Source organism: Photobacterium panuliri, assembly GCF_059920555.1.
In genome coordinates this window covers 89,158-105,602 of record NZ_CP197192.1, presented here as the reverse complement: position 1 = coordinate 105,602, position 16,445 = coordinate 89,158, and the positions used below count along the sequence as shown (strand labels likewise).

Genomic DNA, 16,445 nt, shown 5'->3' with positions numbered 1-16,445 from the left:
ATGCAGGGTTCTGTAACAGAATTTCTTAAGCCGCGTCTTGTTGATATTGAACAAGTTAGCAGTACGCATGCCAAAGTAACTCTTGAGCCACTAGAGCGTGGTTTCGGCCACACTCTTGGTAATGCGCTACGTCGTATTCTTCTATCTTCAATGCCGGGTTGTGCCGTAACTGAAGTAGAAATCGATGGCGTGTTGCACGAGTACAGCACCAAAGAAGGTATTCAGGAAGATATCCTTGAGATCCTTCTAAACCTTAAAGGCCTAGCCGTTAAGGTTGAGGGTAAGGATGAAGTAATCATTACTCTGAATAAATCTGGTGCAGGCCCTGTTGTTGCAGGTGACATCACCCATGATGGTGATGTTGAGATTGCGAACCCAGAGCACGTAATCTGCCACATTACTGATGACAATGCTGATATCAGCATGCGCATCAAGGTAGAGCGTGGTCGTGGCTACGTACCGGCGTCTGCTCGTATTCACACAGAAGAAGACGAGCGTCCAATTGGTCGTCTACTGGTTGATGCAACATTCAGCCCAGTTGACCGCATCGCTTACGCAGTTGAAGCAGCACGTGTTGAACAACGTACTGACCTTGACAAGCTTGTAATCGATATGGAAACCAACGGTACTCTTGACCCAGAGGAAGCTATCCGTCGTGCAGCTACTATTCTAGCTGAGCAATTGGATGCATTCGTAGATCTTCGTGATGTACGAGTTCCTGAAGAGAAAGAAGAGAAGCCGGAGTTCGATCCGATCCTACTGCGTCCTGTAGACGATCTTGAACTAACTGTTCGCTCTGCTAACTGTCTGAAAGCAGAAGCGATCCATTACATCGGTGATCTCGTTCAGCGCACTGAGGTTGAGCTTCTTAAAACGCCTAACCTTGGTAAGAAGTCTTTGACAGAAATCAAAGACGTGCTGGCTTCACGTGGTCTGTCTCTAGGTATGCGCCTAGAAAACTGGCCGCCAGCATCTATCGCTGAAGATTAATAGTTACTGATATCTAGTTAGAAGGATTAGGTCATGCGCCATCGTAAGAGTGGTCGTCAACTCAACCGCAACAGCAGCCACCGCAAGGCTATGTTTAGCAACATGGCTAGCTCTCTGGTACGTCACGAGCTTATCAAGACTACCCTGCCTAAGGCAAAAGAGCTGCGTCGCGTAATTGAGCCATTGATTACACTAGCTAAGACTGACAGTGTTGCTAACCGTCGTCTTGCATTCGCACGTACTCGTGACAACGAAGTTGTTGCGAAACTATTTAACGAACTGGGTCCACGTTTTGCTCAGCGTCCAGGCGGTTACACTCGCATCATGAAATGCGGTTTCCGTGCTGGCGATAAAGCCCCTATGGCTTACATCGAGCTAGTAGACCGTCCTGAAGCTCAGGAAGAAGCTGCTGCTGAATAAGCAAAAGCTCGTTAAATAAAAAAGAAGCCGAGTCGTAAGACTCGGCTTTTTTTATGCATTGATTTTCTTGTTTCCTAGATTAACAAGAGAGTGAGTGCATGATTTACCTGCTCGTCGATAGTTCTGGGTTTGGCGGCGTTGAAAGCCATATTCAGCAATTGGCAATGCTGCTTCAGTCGCAACAGGTCGAGGTTGAAGTTGTATTTCTCCAGCACTACCCATCACATCCACAGTACGATCAACTCAAATTACACCGTATTCCCTATCGCTTCCTGTCTGATTCCTCTGTAACTGCTTTTTTCCGGCGTTTAAAAGGCTCTGATGTCGTTCATGCCCATGGATACAAAGCCTCTATCATCTCTCGCTTTTTTTCTCTATTTGCCCCCTTTCATGTTGTTACGACTTTCCATGCGGGTGAGCGGTTATCTGGCAGGCTTGCTTGTTATGAATGGATCAACCGCTGTACCGCAGGTCTTTCCGATAACCTCGCGGTTAGTGAGCAAATTAGGAAAGCCCAGTTATTCCCTTGCAAATTGCAGCGCAATTTTGTTCATTGCCAAAAGGAAATGATAAAACGGGATCGTCATGCCACTTTGCAAGTAGGATTCGTCGGGCGGCTTAGCCATGAAAAAGCCATTGATCGTTTCGTCTTGCTAAGCCACCAATTACCCGATTGTGAATGCCATGTTTTTGGTGATGGTGAGCAAGCTCATTTATTGGAGGGCGAAGCACTGACATGGCACGGTTCAGTGCCGTCGATGGCGCCGTATTGGCAACACCTGGATGTCTTACTTATTCCATCGCGGGCTGAGGGAATGCCGATGGTTGCACTAGAGGCGATGGAGAATGGCGTTGTGGTTTTATCGACGGATGTTGGCGAGATGTGCTCTTTGCTGAAGAGCGATTGTATCGTTGCAGAGAGCGACTGGCTGTCACTGAGCACAAGGGTTATAGATCTTGAGCGCGAAGGTGGTGGGTCATGGCTGGCGTTATCACACTATCAGCAGCAGAGAGTGAAAGCACATTTCAGTGCCGAAGCGTGTTGGCCGGAGCTGGCGAAGATCTACCGCTTGGCCTAGCTGTGATCATCTCCAGACGTTTAGCCACTATAGCTTAGGGTGATTAAGGTGCGGTCATCCGCATTGTTCTCGGGGCTGCGTTGCCACAAATATTGATGGCGCTCTGTGATCGACATACGTACAAGGTTTTGCCGTTCTTGCTCGGGGAGCACAGAGTCTAGCAAGCCATCACTGTAACTATGTAAGCTGTCATTAGGCCCGATTGTTAGCTGGCTGGTTTCCATTTGCAATGTATCAAACAACCCTAAAAGCCCCATACTCTCATCGATATGCTGGCAGGTATTCTCACAGATGATGGGTTTTGGCATTCCTGCGTTGTAGAGGGTAACGGTATTTTCCATACTGATATGAATAACAAGCAAGCATACGAGGCTACAGGGCAGGGTGTGGTAAAGGTACTGGTTAAGCTGCTTGCATAACTGCTTTGGGGTTTGGTCGGGGTTGAGCAGTAGTCCTTGGAGCAGTCCGTAGCAAATTCCGCCGTTGGCTTTGGCGACGATGCCATGCCCCATGAGATCGCCAAGGATCATGATTTCTGATTTATCTGCAAGTGTTTGATTTATAAAAAAGTCACCGCTGATCTTCGGTTGCTGGCTTATTTGAACGTTGAGTTTTCCAACAGTGATTGATGTTGTTCTGTGCCCATCCCTCGGCGGCGCTGTATTTTCGAGTTGCTGCAATAGGTTGTCTTCAAACGCTTGCTGTAGATGGTGATGTCGATTGAGTACCCTATCCAATACTTGTAGTAGGTGCCGCTTGTTGATGGGCTTGGTCAGGAAGTCATCAATTCCTGACTGGGTGACCGCCGTTATGGTTTCTGCCGAGGTGTCGCCTGAGAGAAAAATAAAGGGTAATAAACGGTGGTGGCGGAGCTCCCCCACCTGCTGTCGAAACTCCAAGCCGTTGATATTCGGCATCCATAAGTCGGTGAGGACTAAGTCACAGTGATTGGCCTCCAACCATTTCAACGCATCATCTGCCTGACTGAAAATAGAGAGCTGATAATTTTTATCAAGATAGTGCGTTAGCATGGTGAGTTGGCTGAGGCTGTCATCAACAATGACCAGATGTTTGCGGGAGGATGATAAAGGGAGTGTAAACTCAATTTTGTTGTGATCAGGTAAGATTTGATAGCTAAATTCAGGGAATGTGGCCTTTATTATGGCAAGTCCCATTCCTGATTCACACGGGAGATCGGGTAACTCGGCCTCTGATAGGTACTGGGTTTGCCCAGGCCAGGGCGAGCCGTTATCGTGAATGGCGAATCGGTATTGACCGGAAAACTTGCCGTAGCTGAGGGTACATCGAGTTGCCGGTACTTCTTGGTGATCAAGCAAATTGGTGCAGTACTCGCTGCAGACTAGTTTGATACCTTGGAGCTGATCGGGGGAGAGGTGAAGCAAAGAGGCTCTTTCATCCAGTGTCTGGCGAATGTGGGCAAGGTTCTCGTAGCTCAGATCAAACTGTCGTTGGAATAAAATCTGATTCATGTCGGCTCATCCTAGGTGGGGCCTGCGCTATTTGCGTTATTACTGGTATTTTCCTTGTAATAGCGGGCTACTTTGCAAGTAATTGATGAGTTTACGTTTTAGCCGCTGTGGTACCCATCGCGCTTTTCCATTCAGCACTCGGATTATTTCTTCTGCGAGTGACGGGTTGGATTGATCATTGATTAGCGTGCCCAGCAAGGAAATGCCGTTTTGCTCAAGTTTGCTGATGCAGGTCAGCAGCTCACTTTCGGTCGTTTTGGCCGCGGCAAGGCAGAGGATTGTTGCATCGCTAAGTGCATTGATCGGCATGTTTCGCCAATTACCATGGGCAATGGTACCGACATCGCAAAGGATATAGTGGTAATCCTGCTTCCAGCGGTTAAGAGCTTGTTGGAATGACGTCATTTGGCGCAGTTCCAAGATGGTCTGCGCCTCACTTGGACGCGGCAGTAAGTCCAGTTTTTCGGTCAGCTGGATGACGGCATCCCCATTGCTGTCCCACGGTTTGGATGAATAGCCTTGGCCGGATCCGGTAAGATCAAGGTCGATCAGTAATACCTTGTGATCTTCGGCACAGCGACGGGCTAACCAGTTGCAGTGGGTGGACGTGCCGCAGTGGCTTGAGGCGCCAGCGAGGGTGATCACCCGCGCATTGTGCTGATGGAGCTGGTGAAAGAGTTGATCATATTCCCCACTGAGCCACGGTTTCATAATGTTGCCCCCAAGGCGATTAAAGTGACGATACCCAATACATCTCGTAGGCCCTGGCGCCATTTTTCGCCGACGGAGTCATCGAGGTTGGGGACATAGACAGTGTCGCCTGCCCGCAATAGCGGTAGCGGGTAACGGGCTGGGTCGATGACATAGTCACGCAGGTTGAATGTCTGGGCTTTGTCACCACAGCAAGAGGTATTGACGATCATGATCCGCTCGATATAAGCGTTATCGGTTGGGCCTCCGGCTTCTGCCAGCAAATCGAGAATATTCATCTGGCTGTTGAAGGGGTAGCGACCGGGTTTATTAACCGAGCCCATTAACCGCACGACTTGCCCGGCAGGCTTATCGAGCCAGTTCCCTTCCAGTTTCGGCACGTAGATAACATCGCCGGGCACGATTTTCGGGATGAGGGTTTCGTCGCCGGTTTCAAAATACAGGGATAGGTTGAGCCGGGTCACCCTGGCTGTACTGTCATTCCGGTGGCTGATCCGGATTTGGCGAAGGTCGGCATCGCCATTGGGGCCATCCGCTGCCGAGAGGATATCAAGGAAGCCCAGCTCGCGGTTGAAGGCATAGCGTCCCGGTGCACCGACCTGACCGAACACATAGATGGAATCATCGGCCGATTGGCGGATCCAGCTGGATTTGTTGTCAGTCGGGTCGTGGGGCAGCTCGTCGATGACGATGGTATCACCGGCCGCTAGCCGGGGCAGGGCAGTAAAGCTGCCGCCTTCATTGATAAAATTGTCGAGGTCGAAGTACAGCACGTTGTCTTGCGACTGGCGGTTTTCCTTGATGATACGGATATTGGTGATATTGGCCTGCTGCAGCGGCCCGCCCGCCATGGCGAGTACATCGAGGAAGGTCATGCTGACATTCCAGTTGAAGCGGCCGGGGGATTTAACCGCCCCCATAACCTTGACCGCTTCCGTGTCGGCGACGGTATCTACCTGCGGGACAAAAATCACATCGCCGGCAACAACCTTCGGCAGCAGAGCCTCATTGCCAGTTTTGAAATAACGGGCGAGGTTGAAACGGGTTACCTTGGTGGTCTTGCCGTTACGGTGGGTGATCAGCACATCTTGTATATCGGCTTCCCCGGTCGGGCCGTCGGCAGCGGACAATATATCGAGGAACCCTTGTTCGCCGTTGAATGCATAGCGCCCCGGCGCACCAACTTGGCCGAAGATATAAATGGAGTCCTGGGCAGATTGGCGAAGCCAGCTGGCCTTATTGTCAGTCGGGTCGTGGGGGAGCTCATCGAAGATGATGGTATCGCCGGCCTTTAATTGCGGTAGTTGGTTTTGTGGCTTGCCCTGTTTGGTGAATGCTTCGAAATTGAACGTGGTCACCCGCTCTTCGTCGCTGCCGGCCCCTTCGCGCACAATACGAATGTTCGACAGGTTGGTTTGTTGTTTGGGGCCACCGGCATGGGCCAGCAGATCCATAAAGCTCATGGTGTCATTCCATTCGAAGCGGCCAGGGTTATTGACTGCGCCGATGATTTTTATTGCCCGGTCGTTAGTTACTTTCAGCCACGACTTTTCATTGAAGTCGATTTTTTCCGGAATGAAGATGACATCGCCCGGCATCATGTCAGGCAGCGGGTAAAGTGCCGGTGTCTGGGTATATTTGACAAGGTTGATACTCATCGCAGCCTTGGTGTTGCTTAGCAGCTTGATTTGGGTGGTATCGGCAAAGCGGGTCGGCCCGCCGGCGTTGGCCAGAACATCGATGAAGCCGGTGCCCGGCGAGCTTTCGTAGGCACCGGGTGATTTGACCTCACCCATGACATACACGGTACGCGAGGTGGTGTTGATGTCTTCGACTTCTATCGGGGCGAAAATGGTGGTACCGGGCTTGATGGGCGGCAGGTTGCTGGTATCACCGCTGTCTAGGTAAGCCTTCAGGTCGAATTGGTAGGGGATATTGTCAGTGATCACCCGGATCTTGGTCACATCCGCGTACCGGGTGACCCCCTCGGCGCGCATCACGGCATCGACGACTGTCATGCCCGGTTTAAAGCTGAAGGTTCCGGGATTGCGTAATTCACCGAAAATGGTGATCCCTTGCTGTTCGTCGGCATCTCCGCCTTTGGTCAGCGATGCGGCATCAAAATTTACCTCGACATTGCCGAGCAGCGGCGAGGAGGGGACAAAAATCGTATCCCCGCCCTGCAACGCGGGTAGCTTGGCCGGGTCGCCATCGTCGAGGTAGGCTTTGTAATTAAATTGCAGGGGGCTGCCGTTTCGGATCAACTTGAATTGATCGAGCTGGGCACCGGGCCGGGCTCCGCCAGCGGCGGAAATCGCCATTTGGACATTGGCACCGGGTTTTAGCGATATCATCCCGGGCTCCTCGACATAACCGAGAACTTGCACCCGCAGGACTTGCTCGAGGATGTTGAGCTTGAACTCGTCGAGATTGCGATAAACGGTCGTGAGCCTTTCGCGCAGGCGTTGCTCGGCTTGTGGCTGGGTCAACCCCTCGATGGGGACCAGCCCGATTTCAGGCAGTCGGATTTGGCCCTGATCATCAATGGTGAATGGTTCGTCGAAGTCGCGTTCCCCGGGTAGCTGGATAAAGACCCGGTCGCCGGGTGTCAGGGTATCTCCCCATACCGGGGTGACAATGAGTGTACTGAGTAAGAGCAGCAGCAACCGGATCATAGCGAACCTGGGGTTAACTGTTCTTTGACGGCATGCCAGTCACTGAGGGAATACACCCGGTGTGGGGAGCGGGTATGGTGGTCAACCAATACTCGGGCTTCAACCTTGCGGTTGCTGAGTCGCTGGGTACGTGAATTGGGATCTTCGAACGACTCTTTTTCACCAGCACTGAAAATGGAAATTTGGTGCGAGTCGACACCCTGTTCAATCATGTAGCGCCGCACGGTATCTGCCCGGCGCATGCCAAGTTGGTAGTTACTCTGCTCGGTACCTATGGTGTCGGTATGGCCGGTTAGCTCTAGCTGCCAGTGCTCTTGGCGTTTTAGGATTGCAGCAGCACGTCGCAACGCATTTTGGTAATCGGGAAGCAGCTTAACCCGGTTGAAGGCAAATTGGTTGTCGACCCGCATCAAGAGCAGGAATTGGTCCCGCAGCTGGATCTCAGAGTAACGGGTATCCAGACACTCGGTGTGGTGCTCGAGCCAGTCCATCTGGCGTTGGATTTTGGCAAACTGGGTTTGGTAGGTCAGCAGGGTGATATCGGCATCATCGGTAAAGCCTGCCTTGTGTTCTTGGCCGGCTTTGTCATGGAGGTTGGCAAGCCGCTGGTATTGCCCCGGCAGGCAAAGCTTGGCGCCCCGGGTTGCCAGTAGTTGGAGCTCGAAGCCATGGTGTTCAAGCTCGTGCCATTGATCAACGTCCGGTGCAGAATAAGGGGTGTCACTGGTTGTCGGCCATGTGGCGCAGCTGCTCAAGAGGAACATGATTAATAGGCTTAAGAGTTTTCCCATCCTGGTGTTACTCCCCAGAGGTGATCAAAGGGATCACCTTGTCGATCCGCAACATTTTCATCAGCTGTCGGGGCTGGCCGTTCACATTGAGCAGGCTTAATGGTTTCCCCCTGATCTTTAACCGTTTGTAAAGGAATACGATGGCCCCGATACCGCAGGAATCAATAAATTGTACCTGCGTCATATCGATGATCAGCTCATGGCTATCGGTTTGGCTGAGCGCTTCAAACTCGGGTTCCATCTGTTTGGCCAAGTGGGCATCAAACTCATTTGGCAGTGTTAGACCTATGTTGGCGTTATTTATGGCTGGCTTCATAACGGGCCTTTTGGGTTCGTGATGTTTTTCTTCTATTAATACAAGTGCTATGCCAATTATTGCCCACGTTTGCTCACCATGATGTAAATAGTTTTGAAAATGATGAACAGATCCATTTTGATCCACTGCAGCGGAGAGCTAAGCGCCAAGGCATAGGCGTGATCCCAGATAATCTTGTTTTTGACGTCATCGAGGCTGGCATCATAATTCTGATTGACTTGAGCCAGCCCCGTTATCCCTGGTTTTAAGCCTGCCGTTCTCTCGAGGTAAAATGGCAATGCATTTTGCAAAGTGCCACAGAATTCAGGCCGTTCCGGGCGAGGACCGATGAGGGCCATATCCCCTTTGATGACATTGATGAACTGCGGGATTTCATCCAGTCGGGTGGTACGGAGGAAGTTGCCGATGCGGGTTATGCGGGGGTCATTCCGTTGTGCCCAAATCGCACCTGATTTTGATTCTGCATTGTGGGACATAGAGCGAAACTTGATGACCTCAAACAGTTCGACCTGCTCCTCACTGATCCTGCCCACCCGCATTTGGCGGTAGAACACCGGACCGGGAGAGTCGATTTTGATCAATAAGGCAATTAACGGCCATAGCGGTAAGGTCAAGACGATACCAGTGGTGGCCAGCAAGAGATCACTCGTACGCTTGAGGAGTTGGGTGGAGAGGGACTGATAGCTAGATAATGGCGGCAGGTGACGCCAGCCATTGTTAAAGTGACCCATGCAATAACGTATCATCCCGATCAACGACGCGGCATAACTGCTGACAAAGTAATGCAGTTTATCCGTCACCTTGCTATGCAGGCCGAACAGGGGCAGGGCTGCAGCCATGTAGCCCGTTGCCTGTATGGCTGTTAGCCACAGGGCAACCGCTGAGCCCTTGAGCGCCAAGGTGAAAGATAAGAGGAAATAGCTGATCAATATAAATGGCATGATCGTCCGCAGCGCCTTGCCCGAGGTAAATAGCCAGCGCGCACCATGATAGGTGCGACGGAAAATGAAACGGCAGCGGAGTAATTGCTGCAGGTTGCCAGCACCGATGCGCTGCCGGCGTTGGTAGGTATCTTGAGCGGTTGACGGAGAGAGTTCGACGCTATTGATATAGCGATTAAATTGAACCTGATAGCCTTGTTTTATTACCAGCATCGTCTGTATGAAATCATCATTAATAGTATCTTCCGGCAAGGTGGAAAATAGCGGTGCCCGGACAATATAGAAGGCTCCGTTGCCCCCCATGACGCTGCCGAGCGTCGATTCGGTTTGGCGAATTGAGTTTTGCCAGTGCCAGTATTGCTGCTCACCGTCGGTAGCTTCGGCCAAGAGGTAGTTACAGGCCAGAGCCCCTATTTTGGGGTCAGTAAAGCTATCGGCGGCTTGGGTCAGGGCATCAATGGAAATCAGTGCCGAGACGTCGGACATGGCGATTAAATCCACTTTGCCTTTCACTAGGCCGAGCAGCTGATTGATACGTACTACCTTGCCTTTATTGTCAGCCTCAACGATGCATTTCAGTGCAATACCCGCGTTGGCAAATTTGTTCTCCCACTCTTTGATTAGCTCTGCGGTATTATCACTGCAGCCATCACAACAAATCCAAATAGAGAGCTTTTCGGGCGGGTAATCCAGCATCAATAAGTTGGCCAGCTTGGCTTCGATAAAGTTGGCTTCGTTGTGGGCTGGGATGAGAATTGCGACAGAGGGAGATTCAGATGATCCTGCTGGTGGTGAGGGTTCTTTTCGTCCTAGAAAGAGCATCAAACCGGTATAAATGACATGGTGGTAAATTATTACCATGGTCATTGCGATTAATATCATCCAACTGATAGTCATGGTGATCTCCATTATCCTGATCGTTTAGCGAGCGATTCATAGGATGCCGTCATCTTCCGAACATCGGCGATGCGGCGAATATAGTGGGCAGTTTGTTGGCAGTCATGGATGGGCACGCGAAGTTTGTCGAACAAGGCATGGGCGAGCAGTGTGGGATGTCCCGCAGGGATCAGGCGACCACTGTGGGGGCAGATCAAGTCGGGAATGGCGCCAACATCAGAGGCAATCACCGGTTTGCCACAGGCTTGGGCTTCGAGCAGTACCAAGGGGAGCCCCTCTTGGCGGGATGGCATACAGAGAAGATCAATCGCACGGTAGAAGTTCAGCATATTGTCACAGTTGCCCAGCCAATGGACACGTTCGGAAAGCCTTAGCTGTTGTGCGAGGCGTTCCAACTCACTTCGTTCCGGACCGTGACCGGCGATGACGACATGGTAATTTTCTGGTAATGCCACCAGTGCCTCAAGTAAGGTGTCGATCCCTTTTTCCGGTACTAGACGACCGGCACATCCAATTATCAGCTTATCGGGCGGGAGCCGAAGGTGGAGCCTTGCTTGCGCCGCTTGTCCCGGCGTATAGCGCTGTGTATCAATCCCATTGATAATGACGTGATCGGTGGTGATCCCATGGGCCTTGAGATGATCGGCAATACGCGGTGCGTCAGCGATAATTAGGATCTTACTGCCTGCCAGAAGGAGACGGGTGAGTAGGCGCTGTTTAGGATCCTCCAAATGCCAGCTGTCATGCTCGGTTTGGATATGGGTGATCCCCCTTAGTCCTAAACTGGCAGCGCGGCTATACAGTAGCGGACCAAGATGGTGGGAGTGAATGACGTTGGCATTCAGCGATTGGATAAGGCGTCGCAATTTGAAAACGGTTTTCATATCACGGCCGTGAGGTTTGCCGAGGAAATACAGGCGTTCTGAAAGTGGCGCTAATTCGGGCCATTGTTCGATAGCCTGTTCTTTATCGCCTTCTAGCGCAACCACATATACCTGATTATCAGGGGCTGCGAATCGCACGAGGTTGAGTACAAGTCGTTCAATCCCCCCGGGACGTAAATGCTGGACAACCTGTAAGGTAGTGGTAGTCATAATCTTTCCTCGGAAAAGTAAGGGATCCGAATTAATACCGGAGCGTTGGCTAAGCGGATAATGTGTTGGCTTTGATACAGGCGGGTATCGAGTAGCTGCACGGCGCAAATCAGTGACAGCCCAATCCCTAGGCCGGCAAAAATACCTGTCGTGAAATTGAGCCACCAGGGCCAATTCAATGGTTGGCTTGGAATGCTGGGGCGGGAGATGATCTTGAGTTTGTTCGGTTCTTCGAAACGCCCTAGCTGGCCGGTGACCTTCGCCATTTCGTAACGTTCTAGCAGCTGGTTATATATCTTGGCTTTGACGTCATAGTTGCGCTGCAACACGGTCAGTTCTTTCTCTAGCTGGGCAAATTCGGCCCGCTTATTTTGCAAGCGTGATGCCTGAGACTCTAGTAACTTGAGCTCTCCTTCTAGCGAATGGATTAGGCTCTCTGCCTGCTGTAGCTGCTCGAACTGGCTGATTAGGATCGGCTGGTTGGTATTCTCGAGTTGCTGAGCATTGCTGGCGATACGTTGCCAGAGTTGGCTAATCTCCTGAGCATTGAGTGACTGCTGCTGATCAACGAGGTTAGCGCGTTCTTGTTTGAGGCGGTGTAGTTGGCGAAGTACGGCTTTTACCGAGGAGTGACGGTCGGTATAGCTGGCCCTGAGTATGGCCAGTTCGGCCTCTGCTTTGACAATTTCTGTTTCAAGCATGCCGATAACAGGATTGGTGCTGGCTAGGCGGTTATAGAAGTTATCCCGCTGGGCTTTGGCATTGAGTAGTTCAAGCCGGGTTTCTTGGATCAGGGTGTTTATTTTGGCGTAATTTTGGATCCGGCTTCCCTGTAGCTGGGGGAGGTTCCCGGCATTGTTTGATTTAAATGTCGCCAAGGCACTTTCGGCATTTTCTAAATCGATTAACGTCGCTTCGAGTTGCTGTTGCAGAAAAAGCTCAGAGCCATCTATCGACGCTCGGCCCGGGGCCCGGAGTTTATCGAGGAATAGCTCGGAGAGTTTATTGAGAATTTCAGGCATCTCTTTCGGGGTGTGCCAGTTCAGTCCCAGTTGCACTAAATCATTACCAATCAAGTTGACGCTGAGATTGCTATTGAGTTGGCTGACAACGGTATTGAGCTGGCTAGGGTTATGGGCCGATGCGAGCTTGAGTTCCAGTACGACCTGCTCGAGGACGAACTGGCTGTGGAGCAAAACCCGTAGTGCCTTGATGCGCTTTTGCAGATTCATCGAGATCGATAAATCTTCCAAGAACGGGTTCAGCATCGCGGCTTCCTGTACCAGAATCGTGGTTTGGGCATAGTAGCGTTTGGCTTTTAGCGCCCCGCCTGAGGTCATGAGCAGTGGCATGATAAGCACGGGGAGCAAGAGCAGGTAGCGATGATTCCACAAGGCCTGTAGTAGGGGGTACAGTTTGGCAAAGAGGCTGGCTCTCATGGTGATTGCCTTTGCAATATCAGGGTATCGACAGTCTGGTTAGGCGCATAGTCCAGATGAAGGGGGATATTCTGGCTGTTCGATAGATTGCTCACTGCCTTAATACGCTTTTGCCCCTGTAGTAGAGCATCAAAAGGATTGGCCAAATTGGCCGGGGCTACTTTGGCGACAAGCTGGTGGTAGGGGTTATTGGCTAAAAATTCATTGATCTTACGTTGTTGCTCAGCCGTCAGAGAGACTTGTTCGGGGCTGAAAAAAAGCGTCAGAGTCGTTTGCTCTGGCTGTGATGCACAGCCAAATATCCATAGGCAGCAGATGACTATTATTATATTCCTCATTATTTTCTCGGCCTTTTTCAATTTGCAACATTATGTATATGTAGCAAAAAAAGTGCCCGAAGTTAGATAAGTTGTCATCTTGCGTCTGAAATAATTGGCATGGTGTAACCGGCCGGATTTTAGCGGGACAGGCGACTTTTAATAATCTCAATGGCTTGCGAGGCTCGGTATTCCCAACGTTCATTGGCCACGGCTTGATAGGCGCGCTGTGAATAGTTCTGCCTTTGTGAAGGCGTCCATTGGCTGTAGTGGTCAATCGCATCTAGCCACTCGGTTGTACTGGTGGCAGTGGTTATCACTGATTTGTAGGGGGTGGTTGCCGGGAAGTTGCTACTGATAACGGGGCAGCCTGCAGCCAGGTATTCCCGGAGTTTGAGCGGGTTACATGCCCGGATCTGCGCATTATCAACAAAGGGGAGGACTGCCATCGTCCAGTGTTGCAGGTAGCTGGCTAGCTGGTGGTGGGGTTTTGCTGGTAATAGGATGATATTGTCTTGTTGGCGAAGTATTTTTGTATCGCCATCTTGGCGCCCAATGAAGTAGAAGTTGGTATTGGGCCGAGCCTGCGCGAGAGTGGTAATCAGCCCTTGATCAAGCCAGTTGTTCAGGCTGCCGTAAAAACCAATACTCGGTCGGGATGGGTCTATATCGTCTGGACAGGGGGACGGTTTTGCAAATTGCGACAAATGTACACCATGCGGTAGCAGAACGGTTTTACTGGCGGGAAATTTTGCTTTTAGTGTTGGGCTGCAGGCAAAAATGATATCGGCCCGGGCGATGAGACGTTGCTCGGCGTTGATGGCCAGTTGATGATCTACCCCTGCCAGTGCGGCAAAGTCATCCCCGCAATAATAAACCACTAGATCACTGTCGCAGATATCAAGGTAATCTATAGCACTGGGCAGCGCCGCCCATACGATACGTTGGCATGTCTTTGGGGATAGATGTCTTTTCAAGAGATGGCTGTTAAGTGCTTTGAGTATTGCGTGTTGCGCCATTGGCCATACCAATGGCTTGATGACAGTGGTGGGCTTTGCGGTATGTGTGTTTTGTCCTGTGTCGGTATGGCGGCTTCGAGTTGTCACTTTCTCCCAGATTCGTTTGAGGTCTCGGAGGTTAAGGGTTGGCTGGCGCAAGCCGATGGAGTTGATCCAGTGAACATCATACCGCTGCACGATAGCCTGCAATAAATGTTGGCTGCTGGACGGATGGCGTCCCCAGTCTTCGCCGAAAACGAGAAATTCCATTTTAATACCCTAACTGTTTGATGATTTTCGCCGGGTTGCCGCCTGCCAATACACCGGCGGGAATATCTTGGGTTACCACGCTGCCTGCGGCGATAACGCTGCCTTCCCCTATCGTGACGCCGGCCATGACCATCACGCCGGTACCGAGCCATGCATTACGGCATAGGTGGATATCCCCGATTTGTTGCTCGGTATCCGGCTTACCTTGGGCCCGGGCGATAGGGTCTAGCGGATGGCCGGGAAATCCGGCGAGAAAAACTTTACTGGCCAGCCTGACGTTGTCGTCGATGCGGATGGTACCGCCAACCGCGAGGATGTTCTGCCAGCCAATATCGACATTGTTACCGACGATGAGCAGAGGTGTTTGCTTGCCCCACGAACGGCCGCAGTAAGTTGCGATACCTGACAGTCGGCACTGTTCGCCTAAATAAATCTTCAATGGGCCAAGGATCTGAGGCATGCCACAGTCTAGTTGCAGGTGGCGGGGACGATTATCCAAGCGTGAGATAAACATCGGGGTGAAGTAACCTTTTTGCAAAATGCAATGAAGGCTTTTTTTCACGGTTAGATGGAGGTGGTACAAACTGTGATGAAAAAGCGGGATACAAGGTATGTAGCTGCCGCGAAGTCGTTGCACGGTGTTTTTCAAGATGGCGAAGTGGCTGGGCGGCAGAAGGGCCTTAACAAGTGCGCGCATAATTTGCCTCCTTATTCAAGGTAAGTCGGTCTAAAGCCAATAGCAGCCCGATCAAAATGTACAAGGGCCAGGTAGTACCTTGGGTTAGGAATGTACCGCTGACACAAAATGATAAAGTGCCGAGCCACAGCCCCTGTGCCAGAGGTTTGATTTTATGATGCTCAAGCCGCTTGAGAAGCCGGTAACTGACTTGCAGGGCACCAATAACCATAAGCAGGAATAGTACCAATCCCACGAAACCTGTTTCAGAAAGTATTTGAAGCCAAGTACTGTGTACCGCGTGATTCTTGCCGTCCCAGTGCGGGGAATAAAAATAGTAGTTGTAATAGAAGTTGTTGAGGCCAACGCCCGTGAACGGGTTACTGATCGCCATGTTCCAGGCTGCTTGCCAGGCATAAATTCTCCCCATTGCGGACTCATCAATCCCAGACTCAGCCGCGCCACCAGAGCTCCGGTCGCTGATCCCTGCCAGGACAATCAAAGCCAGCAACCCAATCCCACTGATAATCGAGGGCAATACAATAGAGCGGCTTTTCATTAGGGTCATCGCAAAGAGTACGCAGGCGATACCCAGTAACCCCCCTCGGCTTTGGGTCGCCAGTACGCTCATTATCATTATAACCAGTACGGAAACAGATAAGGCTCTTTGCCACTTGGGACCGTGGAAGCTATAGGTCATGGCAAATGAGACCGGAAATAGAAGTACCAATGCCAAGTCATTGGGATCGCCGAGCATTGATCCTATATCCCTGCCGATAGTGACTCTCGTCCCTTCGACAAGGCCGATACCATTGGCTTTATTGAATAAGGCCAAGCCCCCGATCAGAAGCCCGCTGAACAATAAAAGGTAAGGGATGATCGTGAGCTGAGGCAGTCGTTGTGGTAGCCAGCTGATAGCGAACACCATAATCACAATTTTAATAAAGTTGCCATTGAAGCTGGCGAAGGCTTCGGCACGGTTACTCGCGAAGAGGCAAGATATCAAAACCCAGAAGCTGAACAGCAAGAATAAGGTTTGCAATCGGTGCCAATTGATCGTCTCTCTTTGCAGCCAGAATTGCCAGCCCAGCCCAGCTAGACTCGCCAGGGCCAAGAGCTGGGGGATTTTCAACGGTATCAACAGAGGAAAGGCTTCATGGATTCTGAAATAGGAGAAAATAATAAACCCAACACAAATGAGAAAAGCCTGGTTGATGATAAGGGGTAAAGCAAAGAGCAAGCTCACCAGTAGCACAAGGTTGCCTTGATACATCCAGAAGCAGAAGATGGTGCCGCAACTGCCTAGAGCGAGGAGCCACTGTTTATGCTTGTTCATCCGGC

15 protein-coding genes are annotated in these 16,445 nt (G+C 51.1%); 3 read left to right on the top strand and 12 right to left on the bottom strand.

Translation table 11 applies throughout. The features are described from left to right. The 3 genes from ACSF8X_RS00495 to ACSF8X_RS00485 all read left to right on the top strand — a co-directional run bounded on the left by ACSF8X_RS00495 (window position 1) and on the right by ACSF8X_RS00485 (window position 2,489). Window positions 1–990: a DNA-directed RNA polymerase subunit alpha gene (locus ACSF8X_RS00495; RefSeq protein WP_047880905.1), complete on the top strand. Its 990-nt coding sequence runs from the start codon at window positions 1–3 to the stop codon at window positions 988–990. A 33-nt stretch (window positions 991–1,023) separates the two neighbouring features. Further along, window positions 1,024–1,410 carry a 50S ribosomal protein L17 gene (gene rplQ, locus ACSF8X_RS00490; protein WP_027251964.1) on the top strand — a complete coding sequence of 129 codons (387 nt, stop codon included), beginning with the start codon at window positions 1,024–1,026 and terminating at the stop codon, window positions 1,408–1,410. A 98-nt stretch (window positions 1,411–1,508) separates the two neighbouring features. Then, entirely contained in the window at window positions 1,509–2,489 is a 981-nt protein-coding gene (locus ACSF8X_RS00485; protein WP_500850465.1) for a glycosyltransferase family 4 protein, read from the top strand. Between the two features lie 20 nt (window positions 2,490–2,509). Here the strand turns inward: ACSF8X_RS00485 and ACSF8X_RS00480 are convergent, their stop codons facing one another. From ACSF8X_RS00480 to ACSF8X_RS00425, 12 genes are all read right to left on the bottom strand, one after another. Next, complete coding sequence (locus tag ACSF8X_RS00480; RefSeq protein ID WP_500850464.1) at window positions 2,510–3,979, bottom strand: response regulator; 1,470 nt, start codon at window positions 3,977–3,979, stop codon at window positions 2,510–2,512. Window positions 3,980–4,018: 39 nt separating this feature from the next. Continuing rightward, window positions 4,019–4,690, bottom strand: a complete 672-nt coding sequence (locus ACSF8X_RS00475) for a P-loop NTPase family protein (RefSeq protein ID WP_500850463.1) — start codon at window positions 4,688–4,690, stop codon at window positions 4,019–4,021. Next, entirely contained in the window at window positions 4,687–7,365 is a 2,679-nt protein-coding gene (locus ACSF8X_RS00470; RefSeq protein ID WP_500850462.1) for an SLBB domain-containing protein, read from the bottom strand. The genes ACSF8X_RS00475 and ACSF8X_RS00470 overlap by 4 nt, the downstream gene beginning before the upstream one ends. Beyond that, window positions 7,362–8,156, bottom strand: a complete 795-nt coding sequence (locus tag ACSF8X_RS00465) for an OmpA family protein (RefSeq protein WP_047880910.1) — start codon at window positions 8,154–8,156, stop codon at window positions 7,362–7,364. The genes ACSF8X_RS00470 and ACSF8X_RS00465 overlap by 4 nt, the downstream gene beginning before the upstream one ends. Before the next feature lie 7 nt (window positions 8,157–8,163). After that, complete coding sequence (locus ACSF8X_RS00460) at window positions 8,164–8,472, bottom strand: STAS domain-containing protein (protein ID WP_500850461.1); 309 nt, start codon at window positions 8,470–8,472, stop codon at window positions 8,164–8,166. 56 nt (window positions 8,473–8,528) lie between these two features. Continuing rightward, window positions 8,529–10,310, bottom strand: coding sequence for a sugar transferase (locus ACSF8X_RS00455; RefSeq protein WP_500850460.1), 1,782 nt, complete (start codon window positions 10,308–10,310; stop codon window positions 8,529–8,531). Between the two features lie 11 nt (window positions 10,311–10,321). After that, window positions 10,322–11,404 carry a glycosyltransferase gene (locus tag ACSF8X_RS00450; RefSeq protein WP_500850459.1) on the bottom strand — a complete coding sequence of 361 codons (1,083 nt, stop codon included), beginning with the start codon at window positions 11,402–11,404 and terminating at the stop codon, window positions 10,322–10,324. Then, window positions 11,401–12,843, bottom strand: a complete 1,443-nt coding sequence (locus ACSF8X_RS00445) for a GumC family protein (protein ID WP_047880913.1) — start codon at window positions 12,841–12,843, stop codon at window positions 11,401–11,403. The genes ACSF8X_RS00450 and ACSF8X_RS00445 overlap by 4 nt, the downstream gene beginning before the upstream one ends. After that, on the bottom strand, window positions 12,840–13,181 hold the full coding sequence (locus ACSF8X_RS00440) for a hypothetical protein (RefSeq protein WP_500850458.1): 342 nt from the start codon (window positions 13,179–13,181) through the stop codon (window positions 12,840–12,842). The genes ACSF8X_RS00445 and ACSF8X_RS00440 overlap by 4 nt, the downstream gene beginning before the upstream one ends. Window positions 13,182–13,300: 119 nt before the next feature. Next, the gene (locus ACSF8X_RS00435) at window positions 13,301–14,428 is read right to left on the bottom strand and encodes a glycosyltransferase (RefSeq protein ID WP_500850457.1); all 1,128 of its coding nucleotides are present in this window, start codon (window positions 14,426–14,428) and stop codon (window positions 13,301–13,303) included. A gap of 1 nt (window position 14,429) precedes the next feature. Continuing rightward, window positions 14,430–15,125: an acyltransferase gene (locus ACSF8X_RS00430; protein ID WP_500850456.1), complete on the bottom strand. Its 696-nt coding sequence runs from the start codon at window positions 15,123–15,125 to the stop codon at window positions 14,430–14,432. Continuing rightward, complete coding sequence (locus tag ACSF8X_RS00425) at window positions 15,109–16,440, bottom strand: O-antigen ligase family protein (RefSeq protein ID WP_500850455.1); 1,332 nt, start codon at window positions 16,438–16,440, stop codon at window positions 15,109–15,111. Before ACSF8X_RS00425 ends, ACSF8X_RS00430 begins: the two co-directional genes overlap by 17 nt. Window positions 16,441–16,445: the final 5 nt, after the last annotated feature.

Coding starts and splice junctions, on each gene's coding strand:
- ACSF8X_RS00495 (WP_047880905.1), top strand. CDS start 1: ATGCAGGGTTCTGTAACAGAATTTCTTAAGCCGCGTCTTGTTGATATT.
- rplQ (WP_027251964.1), top strand. CDS start 1,024: ATGCGCCATCGTAAGAGTGGTCGTCAACTCAACCGCAACAGCAGCCAC.
- ACSF8X_RS00485 (WP_500850465.1), top strand. CDS start 1,509: ATGATTTACCTGCTCGTCGATAGTTCTGGGTTTGGCGGCGTTGAAAGC.
- ACSF8X_RS00480 (WP_500850464.1), bottom strand. CDS start 3,979: ATGAATCAGATTTTATTCCAACGACAGTTTGATCTGAGCTACGAGAAC.
- ACSF8X_RS00475 (WP_500850463.1), bottom strand. CDS start 4,690: ATGAAACCGTGGCTCAGTGGGGAATATGATCAACTCTTTCACCAGCTC.
- ACSF8X_RS00470 (WP_500850462.1), bottom strand. CDS start 7,365: ATGATCCGGTTGCTGCTGCTCTTACTCAGTACACTCATTGTCACCCCG.
- ACSF8X_RS00465 (WP_047880910.1), bottom strand. CDS start 8,156: ATGGGAAAACTCTTAAGCCTATTAATCATGTTCCTCTTGAGCAGCTGC.
- ACSF8X_RS00460 (WP_500850461.1), bottom strand. CDS start 8,472: ATGAAGCCAGCCATAAATAACGCCAACATAGGTCTAACACTGCCAAAT.
- ACSF8X_RS00455 (WP_500850460.1), bottom strand. CDS start 10,310: ATGACTATCAGTTGGATGATATTAATCGCAATGACCATGGTAATAATT.
- ACSF8X_RS00450 (WP_500850459.1), bottom strand. CDS start 11,404: ATGACTACCACTACCTTACAGGTTGTCCAGCATTTACGTCCCGGGGGG.
- ACSF8X_RS00445 (WP_047880913.1), bottom strand. CDS start 12,843: ATGAGAGCCAGCCTCTTTGCCAAACTGTACCCCCTACTACAGGCCTTG.
- ACSF8X_RS00440 (WP_500850458.1), bottom strand. CDS start 13,181: ATGAGGAATATAATAATAGTCATCTGCTGCCTATGGATATTTGGCTGT.
- ACSF8X_RS00435 (WP_500850457.1), bottom strand. CDS start 14,428: ATGGAATTTCTCGTTTTCGGCGAAGACTGGGGACGCCATCCGTCCAGC.
- ACSF8X_RS00430 (WP_500850456.1), bottom strand. CDS start 15,125: ATGCGCGCACTTGTTAAGGCCCTTCTGCCGCCCAGCCACTTCGCCATC.
- ACSF8X_RS00425 (WP_500850455.1), bottom strand. CDS start 16,440: ATGAACAAGCATAAACAGTGGCTCCTCGCTCTAGGCAGTTGCGGCACC.